The sequence below is a fragment of the Arthrobacter sp. fls2-241-R2A-200 genome, assembly GCF_030209745.1.
Classification (GTDB): Bacteria; Actinomycetota; Actinomycetes; order Actinomycetales; family Micrococcaceae; genus Arthrobacter.
In genome coordinates, this window is record NZ_JARVRJ010000009.1 from 397,754 (window position 1) to 415,196 (window position 17,443).

Here is a 17,443-nt window from a genome sequence, read left to right on the forward strand (position 1 = left end):
CAGACGATGTCTGAGGCTGAACAGGTCCCGCGGACCGGGCGGGACGAGTCCACGGAAGAACGGATGGACCGCAACTGGATGGAGTTGATCCAGGAATTGCGCGTCCTGCAAACCGGGGTGCAGATCCTGGGCGGCTTCCTGCTGACACTGCCTTTTCAAACGCGTTTCGCGACCCTGGACGAATGGCAGCGGACGCTGTACCTCTTCAACGTGATGACCGCTGCGCTGACCACGGTCCTCATCGTTCTGCCGGTCAGTGTCCACCGCAGGCTTTTCCGCCGTGGACTCAAGGCCGTCCTCGTTTCCAGCGCGGACATCATCACCAAGTGGGCGCTGGCCGGTGTTGCCATCCTGATAACCGGCTCGGCCTCCTTGGTCTTTGACGTGACAGTCGGCAGGGCTGCGGGGTTGGTGGCCGGCGGCTGCATTCTCTTGGTGGTGCTCGTTTTTGTGGTGGGCATGCCGTTGTGGTTGCAACACCGCGCCCGGGACGAGGGCGAGGGCCACACCCCTGCGCCAGAACCCTAGAACTGCGCAGAAACCATAAACCGCTGCTGGGAAGGAACAAGAAGATGCCGCAAAAGAAAAACCCAAGCCTGAAAGATCCCGAGCTTTATGAAGAACTCCGGGAGGATGGCGCGTCGAAAGAGAAAGCTGCCCGCATCTCCAATGCGGCTGCGGCCCAAGGACGCAAGGAAGTAGGCCGCAAAGGTGGAAAGGCCGGCGATTACGACGATTGGACCGTTGCCAAGCTGAAGTCCCGCGCCAAGGAATTAGGCATCAAAGGTTATTCCGACAAGAAGAAATCCGACCTTATTTCGATGTTGCGGAACCACTGAGTCCGTTCGCCCAACCAGGTAGCAGCCTAGTTTCAAGTACGACGCCGGGTCATGCCTTTTTCTTCGCCCGCGCCTTGGGTTTGCTGGCAGCTTTCTCGGCGGCAGCGTCGTCGTCGGACGCCTTTTCCTTGCCACGTTTCTTGTCCAAGCTCCGTTTGAGGGCTTCCATGAGGTCGATAACGTCCCCGCCCTCCCCGTCGCCCTCGACGGCGCCGAAGGTGGCCTCGGTATCCAGGGCCTCGCCTTTCTCCAGCTTGGCTTCGATCAGGGTCTTCAACTGTGCTTGGTAATCATCCGTGTATTCGTCCGGATCGAAGTCGTGGGCCATGGAATCCACCAAGGCCGAAGACATCTCCATCTCCTTGTCCGTGATCTTGATGTCCGTCTCCAGGGAAGGGAACTTGGCTTCCCGAACCTCGTCGCCCCACAACAGCGCTTGCAGCAACAGCACATCTCCACGAACCCGGAGTGCACCCAGGCGGGTCTTTTGGCGCAGGGCGTACTGCACGATCGCTATCCGGTCAGTATCTTCGAGAGTCTGCCGCAACAGCATGTAAGCCTTGGGAGATTTGGAGTCCGGCTCCAGGAAATAGCTTCGCTCGTACATGATCGGATCCAACTGCTCAGCGGGGATAAACTCCACCACTTCGATTTCGCGGCTGTTTTCCTCGGGCAGGGATTTCAATTCAGCGGAGGTGAGGACCACCGTGCGGCCGTCTTCCTCATACGCTTTGTCGATGTCCTCATAAGCAACAACTTCGCCGCAAATCTCACATTTACGCTGATAACGGATGCGCCCGCCGTCCTCATTGTGGACTTGGTGCAAGCTAATATCGTGATCTTCCGTGGCGCTGTAAAGCTTCACTGGTACGTTGACCAGACCGAACGCGATAGATCCCTTCCAGATGGCCCTCATGCACCCAGTCAACAGCACATAGCAGCAGAGGAGAAGAGGTGGCAGGCAAGCAGCAGGAGCGGGTGACCGTCGAGGGGCACCAACTGACCCTCACTAATCTGGGAAAAATCATTTACCCGGAGACCGGCACCACCAAGGCTGAAGTGCTCGAGTACTACGCGGCCGTGGCGCCTTTCCTGATCCCTGCCGCAGCGAACCGTCCGGTCACCCGCAAGCGCTGGGTCAACGGAGTGGGCACCGTTGCGCACCCTGGCCAGGTGTTTTTCCAGAAGAACTTGGAGGAATCAGCACCCAAGTGGATTCCTCGCGCAACCATCCAGCACTCTGACCATGTCAACGACTACCCATTGGTCAATAATCTTGCAACGCTCACGTGGATGGCCCAGATCGCGTCGTTGGAAATCCACGTTCCGCAGTGGCAGGTGGATCCGTCCGGAAAACCGCTCCGGCCCGATCGCTTCGTCTTGGATCTGGACCCCGGTCCTGGCGCAGGACTCCCCGAATGCGTCGAAGTTGCCAAGCTGGCACGCTCCATCCTCCAGGACATGGGGATGGAGCCGGTTCCTGTGACCAGCGGCAGCAAAGGCATCCACCTGTACACCGGCTTGGACGGGACACTACGCTCCGAGGACGTCTCCGCCTTCGCTCACGAACTCGCCCGCTCGCTGGAATCGGACCACCCCGATCTCGTGGTCAGCGATATGAAAAAGTCGCTCCGGCACGGGAAGGTCCTGGTGGATTGGAGCCAGAACAGCGGCAACAAAACCACCATCGTGCCCTACTCCCTCCGAGGCAAGGCACACCCCACCGTGGCGGCGCCGCGCACGTGGCGCGAACTCGCCTCGCCAACTCTGGACCACCTCGACTACGCCGCTGTCATGAAGCGCGTCAGAACCGGCAAGGACCTTTTTGCCCCTATCTCCGAACGGCACCTGCCGCCCCACGGCGAAGACGCTGACGACGACGGCGCGGGCGGGGGCCATGCATCCGTAGGCTCGGCAACACCGCGTGAGAGGGTGGTGACCGTGGAGAGCCGTCTCGCCAAGTACGTTGGCATGCGCGATCCGAAGAAGACACCCGAACCTTTTCCGGCGTCGTCTGCTGTTTCTTCGAAGGCGTCCGCCGTCGCATCATCCGAGCAACCGAAAGCAGGCGATCCCCCTCCGGCCGGCGGAATCTTCGTCATCCAGGAGCACCATGCCCGGCGCTTCCACCTGGACTTCCGGCTGGAACATGAAGGCGTCCTGGTGTCCTGGGCCCTGCCACGAGGCGTCCCGGAGACCCCTGACCGGAACAATCTGGCGGTCCATACCGAGGACCACCCCATGGATTACGCGAACTTCGCGGGGGTGATTCCTCACGGCGAGTATGGCGCCGGAACGGTCAGCATCTGGGACAGTGGCGAGTTCACCTGCGAAAAATGGCGGGACGGCAAGGAGGTGATTGCCACGCTGACCGGCCAACCCGGAGGTGGCCTGGGCGGAACCAAGCGCCTGGCGCTGATCAACACCGGAGACCGGTGGCTCATCCACTTGATGAAGGACCAGCCCGGAGGACGTCACCCAACACCCGTCACAAAAGCCCGGCCTTCGCCGTCGAAAACTATTCCGCCGGACAAGAAGCCAGCACCCCAACCAATGCCCGACTACGCCCCCATGCTGGCGACTGCGGGCACGGTAGCCGACGCGCGCGGAAAGGGTTGGCTCTTTGAGTTGAAGTGGGACGGTATACGGGCTGTCATCACGGGTACCGACGGCGGGATCCGGTTGACGAGCCGTAACGGTAACGATCTCACGGCAGCCTACCCCGAGCTCACGGACCGCGGGTTGTGGCCCGACGGGGACTTCGTGGCGGACGGCGAGATCGTGGCCCTCGGCAAGGGGTCGGTGCCCGACTTCGGGCGCCTGCAGTTGAGGATGAACCTGGTCAAAACCGCAGACATAGAACGCGCGCGGGCTTCGGTGCCCGTGCAGCTCATGCTGTTCGACCTTCTGTACGACGACGGCGCCGACCTCACCGGCCTGACGTACCGCGAGCGCCGGGACAGGCTGTCGGCGTTTACGGAGGACCTTGAGGATGACGGCCCGCTGCACGTATCGGCCGTTCTGGAGCACGACGTGGATGACCTCATGAAGAGCGCGGGGGAACTGGGCCTTGAGGGCGTCATGGCAAAGAAGGCCGACAGCCGGTACGTAGTGGGGCGCCGCAGCAGGTCCTGGATCAAACTCAAGCTGGAGCAGAGCCAGGAAGTGGTGGTGGGTGGTTGGCGGCCGGGGTCCGGAGCGCGGAGCGGCACCATCGGTTCCCTGCTGCTGGGCATCCCCGACGGCGCCAAACTTCGCTACGTGGGACGGGTGGGAACGGGCTTCAAGGACTGGCAGCTCCGTGAGATCCAGGCAACGCTCGAGTCGCGCACGGTCAGTGAGACGCCATTCGCAGACATCCCGCGTGAGGACGCTGCCGGTGCCCGTTGGGTGCGGCCTGACCTCGTAGCAGAGGTGGCGTTCGGCAACTGGACCGGTCCCGGGCGGCTACGCCATCCCGTGTGGCGCGGTTGGCGCACGGACAAGACGCCAAAGGACGTCGTCCCACCCAACTAGGTCGCGACTTAGTTGGGTCGCGACTTAGTTGGGTGGGGCGGCGCTTGGGGTTGCGGCTAGGAGGAGTGCGGCATTTGGGGGCGGCTGGTCCGGTGGACTGCCGTCACCGCCGCACCTTGGCCCAGACGACCATGGCCCGGGTCGGCCCCGGAACCCAAGTGGTGCCGGTGCTTACCGTTCCCATCCGGCCACGGCGCTCCTTGGTCATTGCCTAAAGCCAAGGCAATGGTTGCCGGTGCAGGCATGGGGGCCTGCCCCATGGACTCGGCCAGGTGACGCGCCAATCCGGCATCGATGTTCTCCGGCTCATGATTCGCGGTCATGACTCTTCCTCTCTCCAGTGTCCTGTCCGGTGGGTCTACCAACGGACCTTTTTCTCCGTCTTTGCCTGCTTGCCGCTGGCCGATGTGGGCTTGTGCCCCTTGCCTGTGCTTTGCCAACCGGCTGGTGCTCCGCCGCCGGACTTGCTGGCGAGCATCGCCTTTTGGGCATCGGTGAGCTTGGATTTAATCCCACCGGTAGCAGCTTGGTTCTTATTGTCGGAAGGGTTGGCAGTCATTTGGACTCCTAAAGTGTGTGAGTCCTGAAGAGACACGTATCCCGTGGCGTTTTCGGTTCAAAAAGAAGTCGGGACAACGGGAACGGCATGGAGGCAAGCCTCAACAGGCATGGATTTTTGTCTTCTGTTAGGCGGCGGCATCCTCCGTGGGAGGGCACGGCCGGTCTACTCAAAAATCAGTGTTCCCATGCTTCATACCCTAACGAAACTCCGGGACGTTTGTGAACCCCTTCGATTAGCATTGCACTCGTGATCCGGACAACGTCGATCGTCACCACCCTCCGTGCCGCGGGCTGCGTTTTCGCGGAGGAAGAAGCCCAGGTCCTCCTCGACGCCGCACATGACCCAGAGGAATTGTCCCGGCTTGTGGACTTACGGGTACGCGGATTGCCCTTGGAACACATCGTGGGATGGGTTGATTTTTGCGGCAGCCGCATCATCGTGGGTCCAGACGTCTTTGTGCCGAGGCGTCGCACTGAGTTGCTGGTCAACCACGCGGCATTGCTTGCCACACCGGGCGCCGTCGTCGTCGACCTTTGCTGTGGCTCCGGGGCCATCGGTGCGGCCGTTTCCGACGCACTCGGTATCTGCCAGCTCTACGCGGCCGATATTGATCCCGCCGCGGTTGCATGCGCGCGACGAAATGTTGAAGCCCGCGGCGGGCGCGTCTTCCACGGCGACCTCTTCGCGGCCCTCCCACAGGAACTCCTCGGCAAGGTGGACCTCCTCCTGGCGAACGCCCCGTATGTCCCGACCGGCTCCATCAGCATGATGCCCCCGGAAGCGCGGCTCCACGAGCCGATGGTGGCGCTCGACGGCGGCGCTGACGGTTTGGATGTGCAGCGCCGGATCGCGCTCGGGGCGGCTGAGTGGTTAGCGCCGGGTGGTTCGCTCCTGATCGAGTCTTCGCGGCGGCAGGCGCCCGAAACTGCCGGAATCATGACCCGGGCGGGCTTGGTGGCGGACGTGGTCACGGACGAAGATCTCGACGCCACGGTGGTAGTGGGAACCGTCCCCTCCCTACCTGCAATCAACAGTTTTAGAGGCTAAACCGGCCCATATGGTGGGCTCAGCTCAACAATTTGGCAACAAGGTGCCCTGAAGGGCAAAAATCACCCGACTTCCGCGCCGTCGCAGGGCAAAAGAGGGCAATGAGATGCAACACAACTAGGCAATTTGCACCCTTAAACAGCCTAAAAATCGGATCTCAACTCGGGTTTTTCCATCCAACCCCGTAAAATTGAAACCCTGCCCAGAGCGGGGCAGCAGAAGTCGCAAGCAAATGACCTCCCTAGGAGCAGCCCAAATGCCCACAGACCAAAGCAACACCGTCTCCCCGAACGGCGCAAGGAACGCCGCCGGGAATCAAGGATCGGCGAGCCCTACCCCCGGTTTGCCCAACCCTGGGAACCCAGCAAAGAACTCCAAGAAAATTAAGCTCCTTCCCAAGCGCCGGCTGAGAGAATCCGACGTCAACGTGGTGGACAAGCCGATGCTGCGCAAAGCCCTCGGCGGCACGATCGTCGGTAACACGATGGAGTGGTACGACGTCGGCGTGTTCGGGTACCTCATCACCACCATGGGACCCGTCTTCCTGCCGGAAGCGGACAAGTCGGTCCAGACGCTCTTCCTGCTCGGAACCTTCGCAGCAACCTTCCTGGCACGCCCGCTTGGCGGCGTTGTGTTCGGTTGGCTGGGCGACAAGGTGGGCCGGCAAAAGGTCCTCGCAACCACCCTGATGCTGATGGCGGCCAGCACGTTCGCCGTCGGCCTTTTGCCCGGGTACGCGCAGATCGGCATTTGGGCTGCCGCGCTGCTGGTCATCCTCAAGCTCATCCAAGGTTTCTCCACCGGTGGCGAGTACGCCGGCGCCACCACGTTCGTCAGTGAGTACGCCCCGGACAAGCGCCGCGGCTACTTCGCCAGCTTCCTGGATATGGGCAGCTACATCGGCTTTGCCTTGGGCGCCGCCCTGGTTTCGGTCTTGCAGCTCACCATGGGACAGTCCGTGATGGAGGACTGGGGCTGGCGGCTTCCGTTCCTCATTGCCGGCCCGCTGGGAGTCATCGCAGTGTACTTCCGGAGCAAAATTGAGGAATCCCCCCAATTCCAAGCCACCTTGGATGCGCAGGAAGCCCTCGCCAAGGACGCAGCCTCGCAGGACGTCGCCGTCGCCAAGGGCCCGGTGGGAATCATCAAGGCATACTGGCGCCAGATCGTGCTGGCCATGATCCTCGCAGCGGCAGCCAACACCGTGGGTTACGCGCTGACTTCCTACATGCCCACGTACCTCACCGATTCCAAGGGTTACGACCCCGTCCACGGCACCCTGCTGACCATCCCTGTCCTCGTGATCATGGCAGTGTGCATCCCGCTCACGGGTAAGCTCTCGGACCGTATCGGGCGCCGTCCCGTGCTGTGGATCGGCGCAGGCAGCACTATCGTCTTCGCCATCCCGGCCTTCATGTTGATCGGGATCGGGGAGATCTGGTCCACCTTGGCAGGGCTTGCGCTGGTGGCTTTCCCGGTCACGTTCTATGTGGCCAACCTGGCTTCTGCGCTGCCGGCCCTGTTCCCCACGTCCAGCCGCTACGGCGGAATGGGGATCGCCTACAACTTCTCGGTAGCAATCTTCGGGGGCACCACCCCGTTCATCGTGCAGGGACTCATCGAGGGAACCGGCAATGACATGATGCCGGCGTATTACCTGATGGCCACGTCAATCGTTGGTGCGATCGCGATCTACTTCCTCCGCGAATCAGCCCAGCGCCCGCTGCCGGGATCGATGCCCAGCGTGGACACCGCGGCGGAGGCCAGGGAGCTTGTGGCGACGCAGGATACCAACCCGCTCATCAACCTGGACCAGATGCCGTTCGACGGCCGCCCCATCGACGATTCCGCCTTTGGCAACGGCACCAAGGATCTCGCCTCCACATAGGAAGCGCTCGACGGCGGCCTCGCCTATACGGCCAGCAAGCCCCGTACCGCCTGGCCGATGATCCGGGCGCCTTCCGGGAAGGCGCCCGGATTGGAGCCGGCGTAGTTGAGCCTGATGTAGGGTCCTTCCGGTTCGGCGGGGAACCACTCGGTTCCGGCGGCAATGAGCACCCCGGCCGCCTCGCAGTCCTTGGTGAGTTGTTCGACGTCGAACCCGTCCGGCATCCGCAACCACAGGTTCAAGCCGCCTTTGGGCAGGTGGCTGAGGTGCGCCTCCGGGACGTGTTCGGCGAGGCTCGTGACCAGGAGGTCGCGCCTGGACTGCAGCTGGTGGCTGAGGCCGCGGAGGTGGGTCTGCCAGCCGGGTTGCGTGACGACGTCGAGCGCTGCGGCTTGGAGCAGGCCGCTGACGTACATGGACTCAGCAGCCTGGGCACCCATGATCCGCTCACGGGCTGGGCCGCGCGCGATGATCGCAGCGATGCGGATGGATGGCGAGACGCTCTTGGTCAGCGAGCGAATGTACACCACGTGGCCGGAATCGTCCTTGGCAGCGATCGGAACGGACGGCGCGGTGATGCCGAAGTCATGGGCCCAGTCGTCCTCCACAAGGAACGCCCCGTGTTGCTGCACAATCCGCAGCACCTCTTCGCCGCGTTTGGCGGACCATTGTGCACCCGTGGGGTTGGCGAAATTGGGCTGTGCATAAAACAGCCGCGCGCCTGATTCCTCGAAAGCCCTGGCCAGTTCATCCGGATCCGGCCCATCCGGACCGCTGGGGACCGGAATGACGTTAACGCCCGCTTGGCCGGCAGCGAGCAACGCGCCCCAGTAACTGGGCGATTCCACGAGCAGCGGCTGCCCGTGACCCACCAGGCCGCGGAAAATGGAGCTGAGTCCGCTTTGGCTGCCGGGAAGAACCACGACGTCGCTCGGCTGGGGCGGCGTGACGCCCACCGGTGTGGACGCACTGAGTTCGTGGGCGAACCATGATTGCAGCTCGGGAAGCCCTTGCGCGGGCGGGCGGGACAGTGCCGCGTCTCCCCTTGCTGCGCGGGTGAGCGCGGCCCGAACGAGGCGCTCCGGCAACAGTTCCCGGGCCGGGTAGCCGGAGTGGAACGCGATGACGTCGTTCGAGGCACTGCGCATTGCGGCTGAGTTGAGTGGCCGGGCTACCTGCGCCGAGCGCAGGGCCGCAGTTTGCCACCCATAATCCGACGGCCTCGCCGTCCGGTAAGCGCGCACGAAGGTCCCCACACCGGGACGGCTTTCGATCAAGCCCTGTGCCGTGAGCGTCCTCAAGGCCTTCTGGACCGTTACCGGGCTCGCTTGGTATTCAGCCACAAGTTGCCTGGTGGATGGCAGCTTGGCTCCCGGCGCCGCCCCTGCGATCCACTCTTTGACGCGCAAGGCGATTCGGGAACTGCTATCGTTGTTCATGAATATCAATAGTAGCGCTACTACCCTTTCGCGGCCAGTGGTATCCAAACGGACGTCGACCGGAATCTGGTGGGGCCTGCTCGGCGTCGTGGCCTTCTCCTTCACCGTGCCGCTAACCCGCGTGGCTGTGGAGGGAATGTCCCCGCTGTTCATCGGCGCGGGCCGGGCCGTGGTGGCGGCTTTGTTGGCAGCGCTGGCGCTCGGCTTGACCAAGCAACGGTTGCCCGCCGGTTCGCAATGGTTCCGCTTGGCCGTTGTCGCGGGCGGAATTGTTGCCGGATTCCCCCTGCTCACTACTTTCGCCCTGAAAAGCACCAGCGCCAGCCATGGGGCCGTGGTCATCGCGCTACTGCCTGCAGCCACGGCAACAGTAGCTGTGATCCGGGGCCGTGAACGCCCACGTCCTCTGTTCTGGGTCCTGACAGCAATCGGCGTGATCGCGGCCCTCGTGTTCGCCCTGGTCCAGTCCGGCGGCTTCGGCTCACTCCACTGGGCGGACTTGCTGCTGCTCGGTGCAGTGGTGGCTGCCGCCATCGGTTACGCGGAAGGCGGCTTGCTGGCCCGGGAGCTCGGAGCGTGGCAAACCATCTCCTGGGCGTTGGTGGTGGCTTCTCCGGTGATGATCCTGCTGACAATTGTTTCCCTTGGTGCGGGAGCTCCTTCCGCTTCGCCCGCCCAATGGTTGTCCTTCGCTTATCTCGGTGTGGTGAGTATGTTCCTGGGCTTCTTCGCCTGGTACCGGGGATTGGCCATCGGGCCCATGGCGCAGGTCAGCCAGATCCAACTGGTCCAGCCAGTGTTGAGCATCGCATGGGCGGGCCTGCTGCTCGGCGAGCCGATGACATGGACCACCGTGGTGGGCGGACTCGCGGTGATCCTCTGTGCTGGTGCTGCTGTCCGCGTGAGGCTTGGGCCGCCGTCGAACTCCTGACATCCCCTTGAAGCTATTTGTCCCCTGAAAGGACGCCTCCATGTACACCCCCGCGCATTTCGCCGCCTCCCCTGAAGCCGTCGACTCACTGCTCCTCAACTCCGGCACCGCCAACCTCATCACGATGTCGCCGAGCGGCTTGCTTGCCACCCTGCTGCCGTTCGCCTACGACCCCTCGATCGGCGAGCACGGAGCCCTGCAGGCGCATTTGGCCCGCAACAACACCCAGTGGTCGGCCCCGGTCACGGGAGAGGCGCTCATGATCCTGCAAGGTGCGGATGCCTACATTTCGCCATCTTGGTATGCCTCCAAAGCTGAGCATGGCCGCGTGGTGCCAACGTGGAATTACTCCACCGCGCACGTCTACGGCGAGCTCGTGATACACGACGACGTCGACTGGCTCGCCCGGCATGTGCGGCGCTTGACCCACAAACACGAAGCACAGATGCAGCACCCTTGGACTGTGGACGAAGCACCCGAACGGTTCATCGCCGGGCAGCTGAGGGCGATTGTCGGCGTCGAACTCGTGATCAGTAGGGTGGAGGCGAAGACCAAACTCAGCCAAAACAGGGCTCCGGCTGATGTCGACGGCGTCATCGCCGGTCTCCAAGCACGCGGCGATCTCCACAGTGCTGCCGATGTGGAACGGGCACGGACCTCGTAGACTCGGCGCATGCGAGACACTGCTGCTACGGGACCTGTAGGGTCCATCCACCACCTTGAAATCTGGGTACCGATTCTTGAGCGTGCCCGCGATGAGTGGGGGTGGCTCCTGGGCGAACTGGGCTATCAGCCGTTCCAGGAACGGCCCACCGGATGCAGCTGGAAGCTCAATGGCACGTACGTCGTGGTGGAACAAACAGACGCCATCACCGGCACCGCGCATCGTCGCACCGATCCGGGCGTAAATCACGTGGCCTTCCATGCGGGCACAAGGGAAAACGTGGACAGGATCCGGGCGCTCGGTGCCGATGCCGGCTGGTATGAGATGTTCGAGTCAAAGTACCCGCACGCCGGCGGTCCCGATCATTACGCCGCGTACCTTCTTAATACCGACAGCTACGAGGTGGAGTTGGTGGCCGATTAGCGACCCGGTGGAACCGCGGGCCGCCACATCGCCACCCGCGGCCAACGGGTCGGCCCCAGGTCAGCCTCGTGGTTCATCAGGCGAGCGAGCTCCGGTCCCCAATTTCCGGCGTCGAGCACGTCGAACCCCAGGCGCCTGTAATACGGGGCGTTCCACGGCACATCGCGGAAAGTGCTGAGTGTCTGTCGGTGCATCCCGTAACCCCTGGCCCAAATCCGGGCGGCGTCCAGCAGTTCCCGGCCCAGCCCCTGGTGTGCCTGATCCGGGTGGACGCTGACCTGTTCAACATGTGCGTCACCGTCCACGACGTCGGCGAGCAAATAAGCCAGCGGATAGTCGAGCCCGTCGACGTACACCCATGCCCGGCCGGCGGTTGCGTAGCTGTTCAGCTTCTCCACGGAGAACGGTTGGTCATCGGCGATGGCGTCCATCCCCAAGCTCCGGAAGGTCTCTCCGGCGGCCCGTTCAATCTGCTGCATGATGACCAGGTCATCCGCGTGCGCCAACCTGATCATTGGTGGGCGTCTGGTGCTTGCCCCACCAGGAATTCGTTGCGTTTCTCGATGAGGTTCTGCAGGTAGCGGGCCAGAACCAACTTTTCCACTAACCGGCCCAGCGGCCCGAAGGGCGCTGCGAACTCCACGGTGTCCACCATGAGGGTCCCGCTGCCGTCGGGCCGGAACTCGTGCGTGTGCCGGAGGTACTTGAAGGGGCCCTTCACCTGCTCGTCAGAGAACGACGCCGGCGCCTCCATCTGTACGATGCGGCTGGTCATGCGGAACCTCACTCCGAGGTGCCATGCCTGCCATGTGACGGTCTGCCCTTCGGAGATCAGTCCCGAGGTAACGCCACCGATTGCCTTCTCCCGGCTCCGCGTCATGGACCCGACATGGGCATCGATGTTGCGGGAGAGATCAAAGAGCTCTTGCGGCGACATGGAGGAGCGGTTGCGGCAGACGAAAGCTACTGGCATATCTCGATCTTCCCAGACCCGGGGCCGCTTGCGCCGCACGCTTGCTACGGGTTGTGAATGCCCGATGGCATCGCCACGCACGATCCTGATAGTTTTCGTAACAGGCAATGACGCTCACCACCCACAATGCGCTCACGACCCACAATGATTGGCGGTGTACCCGTGCCGACGTTCCTGGGGCATGCCCGCGATCTGTACAGGATGGGCCCGGCGAACAACGACAAGCTCTCGGCCCTGAGGGTTGCTGTCAGCGTTGCCGTGCCGGGGGTTTTCCTGGTCTTGGTCGGGCGGCCCGAGCTGATGATGTACGCGGTCTTCGGCGCACTGACAGGCATGTACGGCCGCCATGAATCCCACCAACTCCGCCTTAAGCACCAAGGCCAAGCCGCTGCGATGCTCCTTGGTGGCGTCTGCATTGGGGTGACCCTATCGGTCAATCACATCAATTCCTGGTGGCTGGTGCTGATAGAGGCACTGTTCGCTGGAGTCGGGTCACTGTATGCGGACGCAGTGCGGCTCAAACCCATCGGGCCCTTCTTCGGCATCTTGGCGCTGGGTGCCTGCGCTTCCGTCCCAACGAGTGTCCCCTGGGCCATCGCGGTACTCATCGCAGCGGCCTCCGCCGCCTTCTCCGTGGTGATCGGTTTTGCCGGCTGGTTCCGACGGCGGACGTGGCTGGCGGGCGCCACCCGAAATATTTCCTTGCTCCGCGGCCCCCTGAACCGGGCGGGCCTGGTACATGCCGCACGCTACTTATTGGCTGTGGGCGTCACAGGCATTATCGGCGTCCTTACCGGCAGCGGCCACCCGCACTGGGCCATGGCTGCCGCGGCTGTTCCGCTTGCCGGCGCGGACCTGCCCAGCCGCGTCCACCGTGGTATCCACCGCATCGTGGGGACGTTCCTCGGGTTGGCGGTGGTCGCCGTCGTACTCTTCCCGGGCCCGCTGTCGCCCTTGCAGTACTTTCCAGGCCACGCCGCTGTGGTGCTCGCCGCGGTGGTGATCCTTTGCCAATTCCCCACCGAACTGTTCATGGCCAGGCATTACGGCTGGGCCATGGTGTTCTTCACGCCCGTGATCCTTCTGGTCGGGCAACTCGCGGCACCCATAAACCCCGGGGTGCTCGTGACCGAACGCGCGATTGAAACTTTCGTGGGAGCAACGGTAGGGATCGCGACGGCGGTGGTGGTCCAGCGGCGCCGCTAACGAGTCGCCTCTAACCGGCCAGTGGACGGCGCCGTGGACCAGATGTGAGCTTGGCGGGCAGGATCTTCGCGAAAAAGCTGGCCACCTTGTACCGGCGAGTGGGAATGGAAACTCCCTTGCCTTTTGCGTTGTCGGCCAACCCTTCGCGAACCACACGCTCGGCTGTGAGCCACAGGATACGGGGAGCCACGGTCTTGTCCATGCCCATCCGCTCGTGGAATTCAGTATGAGTAAAGCCCGGGCACACCGCGGTGATCTGCACCCCGGACTTCCCGTACGCGGTGTTCGCCCATCGGCTGAACGTCACCTGCCATGCCTTGGCGGCCGAATAAGTGCCGCGGTTGGCGAAGGCGGCAACGCTGGCCACGTTGATGATCCGGCCCTTCCCCCGCGCCAGCATCACCTCCAGAGCGGCGTGGCACAGTTCCATTGGCGTCTGGACATGGAGCCGAAGATGCCGCCTCTCCTCATCCACGCTGTTGAGCTCGAAGGACTTCAACAGCCCGATCCCCGCGTTGTTGACCAACACATCCACAGGACGTCCAGCGTCCCGCAAGCGGTCTGCAACAGCTGAAACCCCGACGTCGGTAGTCAAGTCTGCGCGGAGGATCTCCACTGAGATGCTGAAGTCACGTTCAAGCTCCTCCGCTTTAGCCGCAAGGCGCTGCTCGTCACGGGCTACCAGCACCAGATGATGCCCCGCTTCGGCCAGTTGACGGGCAAATTCGGCGCCCAGGCCGGCGCTGGCACCAGTGACCAAGGCAGTGAGTTCATTGGCTCGAGTCGTCATCCGCCCAGACTACGCGCCTCACGCTCCTGAATTGTCTGGCGCTGCTTGTTCGGCGCTGGCTATTTGGCGCTGGGTTCTCCGACGCTGCATTAGGAGAAGGAACATGCCTGCACCGATCGCAACCAGCGCAACGGGTATCGCCGTGAGCGCGACGCCGGTCGAGGCCAAAAAGCCGTAGGCTTGGGCGCCGCTGCTGGACATCCCCTGCCCTGCCGACGCGCCGACTCCGGAACCGCCCGTTCCCGATCCGCTTGTTCCCGAGCCAGCCACCCCGACCCCCGGCACTCCCCAGCTGACGGTTCCAACCCCACCGGTTCCCGCTCCGGTGCCCGGAGATCCCCAAGGTGCACTCCCGTTGCCTCCACCACCGGAATCCGAGCGTGAAAGTGAGGGGAAGGTGACAACCACGCTGGCTCGGGGTGTAGTGGTCCTTGGGCCAGCGGGAGGTGTGCCACTGGCCGTGGCTGTGTTGCGAACAGCGCCGGCGATCACATCAGCTCCGTTGATCACGTAAGTCGCAGTGGCCGTCATTGTTTGGCCCGGGAGCAAGGTGCCGGCAGCAGCCGGCCATTTGTACGCCAAGCCCGAAAGCCCAGGCAGCGCATCGTTGATTGCCACTGCACGCAGGCTGACAGCGCCTATGTTCCGGGCAGTGAACGTGTAGGTAATGACATCCCCGCTGCGTGCTGGATCGCCGACCCGTGAAACATCGGCAGCCTTGGCAAACTGCAGGCCGACGTTTGGCGTCAACGCAGTGTCCACCGCGACGGGAGGAGGCGCCAGGGGAACCCCGGAGGGAGGAGTGCCGCCCACCGTCACACTGTTCAGCAAGTGCCCGGCGTCGATGTCCGATTGCTTAACTTCATACTTGACCGTGGCGGTGACGGTTTGTCCTGGCAGCAGCTCCCCCAAGGCACCTGGCCAGGCGTAGCTTAGGGCCGCGAGACCAGGCAACGGGTCCACGATGGAGATGTTCCTCAGAGTGACATTTCCCGTGTTCTTCGCTGTGACGTTGTACGTGATCGGGTCACCCACAACCGACGGCGAATGCATTCCCGAGACATCTGCCACCGTGGAAAATGACATGGCCGGTGCACCAACCAACGGAGTGTCGGTGGAACTTGAAGCAGCAGGCAACCCGGGTCCTACGACGGGCGTTGCGCTGGCCGTGCTGCTGTTGGCGACGTGTCCGGCGTCGATGTCCGATTGGGTGATGCGGTACGTTGCTGTCGCAGTGACAGCCTGGCCGGGGAGCAGCTTGCCCGGGGTTCCCGGCCAAGCGTAGGCCAAGGCCGGGAGGCCGGGCATCGGATACTCGACGGCCACATTCAGCAGCGTGACATTGCCGGTGTTCTTCGCCGTGAACGCGTACGTGATCCGGTCACCGGCGAGCGGTGGCGAATGAAGGCTGCCGACGTCGGCCGACTTTGCGAAAGTAAGGCCCGGTGACGCGAGTGCGGTGTTGGTCACCACGCAGCTGATGTCCGATCCTGCCACAGGCCTCACGGCCACGGAGCCGGACAGGGAGCCGGACAGGGAGGCACCCGCAGGCAGGCCCGGCTGCAAACCATTGGCGTCGGCACAGGTGATGGACCTCGCGTAGTCGGAAAGATCGCCGCCGGACTCGCTCAGATAGTACGTGGTTCCGGAGTCCGCAATGGAGCGGCCGGTATCGCCAGTGCCCGCGGCCACCAGGGAGCCCGAACCGGTGGTCGAGGAAGCGGTGGGGTCGTTCGCGATTGGGCCATCGGGCGAACCGCTGTGGATCTCCATGGTGAATTGGTCCGCATCGTTCAGCCGAGGCGTGGCGAACGCACCGCTGAGCGCGATCCTGGGCGCACGTACCACGAGGGCGGCATTAGCCGGCGGGTTCAAATTAGTCACAACGTTGGCGACCCGGTTGGTGTATGTCCCCTCCCCTTGCGCCGTGACATCCACCGTCACCGTGCATGAGGAAACACCCTGGGCCAGGCCACCCCCCGAAACAGTCACGGAGTTGCTCCCCGCGGCCGCATTGGCCGAATACGGGTTGGTACCTGGATCTTGGGCGCAGGTACCGCCAATATTCGGGACCGCCGCAACAGCCAGTCCGGCCGGGAGGTTATCGGTAATGGACCAGTCCGGCTTGGCCTTGAGGTCATCAGTGTTCGTGACGGTCAGCGTCAACGTGGAAGTTCCGTGCGGAGCAATCAACGCCGGCGCGAACGCTGTATCCAGCTGCGGCGTGACGTCTACGATTTGCGGAAGGTCGACGGCGACGTCGTTACCGACCCCGCTGCTGGCCTCATTCCTGATGTCCAGGCCAAGGGAAATCGCCGGGCCGGAGGGGATCCGGTAGGCAGCGGACTCCAGCTTGGTGGTTTCAGTGCTGCCGCCTTGGGTTGTGTTGGCCCCGCAGGGGTCGAGTCGCGCACCGAGCACCACCGGTGAGCCGTTGACGAGGAGGCTGAAGGTCTCCCTGGCGTGCGTCGCCTGGCAGTTGACTTGGGCAAAGTAGCCCGAGACCGCGTAGTAGTGGCCGGCGATGGCAGGTATTCCCGTGCTTCCACTGCGGAGTTCACTTCCGGCCGTGATTGCTCCCGACATGCTGTTGGTGTATTCCGACAAAACCTGGTTCTTTGCCGCCTGTGCTGGCGTTTGTCCCTGCGCAAGGCCCAGTTTCATGGCCATGTCGCGGACTTGGTTCCATCCATTGGGCTGGTTGTGGGCGCAACCTGCATCCGAGGTTGGCAGCGGGCTGGAGGAATTCAGGATCCAGCCGTCGCACTGGCCTCCGGCCGGGGTGTAGGGCAGATCGGCGCTGTACGTTTCACCTGCGGCGGCCGGCCCTCCAACGTAATCGAGGATGCTGATGGCGCCGCCACTTGCGTCCTGGTTGGAGAAGTCCTCGGAGTAGATGACCGCTCCAGGCTGGGTGGCACCGGGTGTGCCGGGCGCCGTGGTGGGGACCAGCGCCCTCGCTTGGGCGGGAACCGATGTTTGGGCGGGAACCGTCGCTTGGGCGGGCACTGACAGTGCGCCGCCCGCTCCCAAGGAGATGGCCGCTGCGGCTACGAGGGTCGCCAGCATCCTCGGTGGGCGTGTGGGCTTCATGATTCTCGTACTTCTCCGTAGGACTGGCTCAACCGATATTGTCACGGCCGAAGCACACTCCGCGGTCGGCCA

Annotated in this window: 17 protein-coding genes; 9 read left to right on the forward strand and 8 right to left on the reverse strand. The window is 63.4% G+C overall.

The features are described from left to right. The first annotated feature begins 6 nt into the window (after positions 1 to 6). Positions 7 to 528 carry a DUF6328 family protein gene (locus tag QRN42_RS11915; RefSeq protein ID WP_284979363.1) on the forward strand — a complete coding sequence of 174 codons (522 nt, stop codon included), beginning with the start codon at positions 7 to 9 and terminating at the stop codon, positions 526 to 528. A gap of 44 nt (positions 529 to 572) precedes the next feature. Then, positions 573 to 839, forward strand: a complete 267-nt coding sequence (locus tag QRN42_RS11920) for a DUF7218 family protein (protein WP_284977029.1) — start codon at positions 573 to 575, stop codon at positions 837 to 839. A gap of 49 nt (positions 840 to 888) precedes the next feature. Here the strand turns inward: QRN42_RS11920 and ku are convergent, their stop codons facing one another. After that, the gene (gene ku, locus QRN42_RS11925; RefSeq protein WP_284979364.1) at positions 889 to 1,755 is read right to left on the reverse strand and encodes a non-homologous end joining protein Ku; all 867 of its coding nucleotides are present in this window, start codon (positions 1,753 to 1,755) and stop codon (positions 889 to 891) included. Positions 1,756 to 1,793: 38 nt separating this feature from the next. On the opposite strand from ku, the gene QRN42_RS11930 reads away from it, so the two are divergent. Beyond that, complete coding sequence (locus QRN42_RS11930; RefSeq protein ID WP_284979365.1) at positions 1,794 to 4,355, forward strand: ATP-dependent DNA ligase; 2,562 nt, start codon at positions 1,794 to 1,796, stop codon at positions 4,353 to 4,355. A 56-nt stretch (positions 4,356 to 4,411) separates the two neighbouring features. On the opposite strand, the gene QRN42_RS11935 is transcribed toward QRN42_RS11930, so the two are convergent. After that, on the reverse strand, positions 4,412 to 4,678 hold the full coding sequence (locus tag QRN42_RS11935; RefSeq protein WP_284979366.1) for a hypothetical protein: 267 nt from the start codon (positions 4,676 to 4,678) through the stop codon (positions 4,412 to 4,414). A gap of 35 nt (positions 4,679 to 4,713) precedes the next feature. Next, on the reverse strand, positions 4,714 to 4,914 hold the full coding sequence (locus tag QRN42_RS11940) for a hypothetical protein (protein WP_284977033.1): 201 nt from the start codon (positions 4,912 to 4,914) through the stop codon (positions 4,714 to 4,716). A 249-nt stretch (positions 4,915 to 5,163) separates the two neighbouring features. Here QRN42_RS11940 and QRN42_RS11945 point away from each other — a divergent pair, with 249 nt between their 5' ends. Together QRN42_RS11945 and QRN42_RS11950 are read left to right on the forward strand one after the other, a co-directional pair. Then, a complete protein-coding gene (locus QRN42_RS11945; protein WP_284979367.1) occupies positions 5,164 to 5,964 on the forward strand; it encodes a putative protein N(5)-glutamine methyltransferase in 801 nt (266 codons plus the stop codon). A 256-nt stretch (positions 5,965 to 6,220) separates the two neighbouring features. Continuing rightward, entirely contained in the window at positions 6,221 to 7,852 is a 1,632-nt protein-coding gene (locus tag QRN42_RS11950; protein WP_284979368.1) for an MFS transporter, read from the forward strand. A gap of 23 nt (positions 7,853 to 7,875) precedes the next feature. Here the strand turns inward: QRN42_RS11950 and QRN42_RS11955 are convergent, their stop codons facing one another. Continuing rightward, complete coding sequence (locus tag QRN42_RS11955) at positions 7,876 to 9,291, reverse strand: aminotransferase-like domain-containing protein (RefSeq protein ID WP_284979369.1); 1,416 nt, start codon at positions 9,289 to 9,291, stop codon at positions 7,876 to 7,878. Here QRN42_RS11955 and QRN42_RS11960 point away from each other — a divergent pair. From QRN42_RS11960 to QRN42_RS11970, 3 genes are read left to right on the forward strand one after another with little or no spacing between them, the layout of a single operon-like run. Beyond that, positions 9,290 to 10,222, forward strand: a complete 933-nt coding sequence (locus QRN42_RS11960; RefSeq protein WP_284979370.1) for a DMT family transporter — start codon at positions 9,290 to 9,292, stop codon at positions 10,220 to 10,222. The genes QRN42_RS11955 and QRN42_RS11960 overlap by 2 nt on opposite strands. Positions 10,223 to 10,262: 40 nt before the next feature. Further along, the gene (locus QRN42_RS11965; RefSeq protein ID WP_284979371.1) at positions 10,263 to 10,886 is read left to right on the forward strand and encodes an FMN-binding negative transcriptional regulator; all 624 of its coding nucleotides are present in this window, start codon (positions 10,263 to 10,265) and stop codon (positions 10,884 to 10,886) included. Positions 10,887 to 10,895: 9 nt separating this feature from the next. After that, entirely contained in the window at positions 10,896 to 11,309 is a 414-nt protein-coding gene (locus QRN42_RS11970) for a VOC family protein (RefSeq protein WP_284979372.1), read from the forward strand. Here QRN42_RS11970 and QRN42_RS11975 read toward each other — a convergent pair. Further along, positions 11,306 to 11,824: a GNAT family N-acetyltransferase gene (locus QRN42_RS11975; RefSeq protein WP_284979373.1), complete on the reverse strand. Its 519-nt coding sequence runs from the start codon at positions 11,822 to 11,824 to the stop codon at positions 11,306 to 11,308. The two genes, QRN42_RS11970 and QRN42_RS11975, sit on opposite strands and share 4 nt — an antisense overlap. Continuing rightward, positions 11,821 to 12,282 carry an SRPBCC family protein gene (locus QRN42_RS11980; RefSeq protein ID WP_284979374.1) on the reverse strand — a complete coding sequence of 154 codons (462 nt, stop codon included), beginning with the start codon at positions 12,280 to 12,282 and terminating at the stop codon, positions 11,821 to 11,823. The genes QRN42_RS11975 and QRN42_RS11980 overlap by 4 nt, the downstream gene beginning before the upstream one ends. Positions 12,283 to 12,426: 144 nt before the next feature. Between QRN42_RS11980 and QRN42_RS11985 the strand changes: the two genes are divergently transcribed. Next, entirely contained in the window at positions 12,427 to 13,488 is a 1,062-nt protein-coding gene (locus QRN42_RS11985; protein WP_284979375.1) for an FUSC family protein, read from the forward strand. Between the two features lie 10 nt (positions 13,489 to 13,498). On the opposite strand, the gene QRN42_RS11990 is transcribed toward QRN42_RS11985, so the two are convergent. Both QRN42_RS11990 and QRN42_RS11995 read right to left on the reverse strand, forming a co-directional pair. Further along, complete coding sequence (locus tag QRN42_RS11990; RefSeq protein WP_284979376.1) at positions 13,499 to 14,278, reverse strand: SDR family NAD(P)-dependent oxidoreductase; 780 nt, start codon at positions 14,276 to 14,278, stop codon at positions 13,499 to 13,501. 18 nt (positions 14,279 to 14,296) lie between these two features. Beyond that, positions 14,297 to 17,371 carry a CLIPPER-2 domain-containing protein gene (locus QRN42_RS11995; protein ID WP_284979377.1) on the reverse strand — a complete coding sequence of 1,025 codons (3,075 nt, stop codon included), beginning with the start codon at positions 17,369 to 17,371 and terminating at the stop codon, positions 14,297 to 14,299. Positions 17,372 to 17,443: the final 72 nt, after the last annotated feature.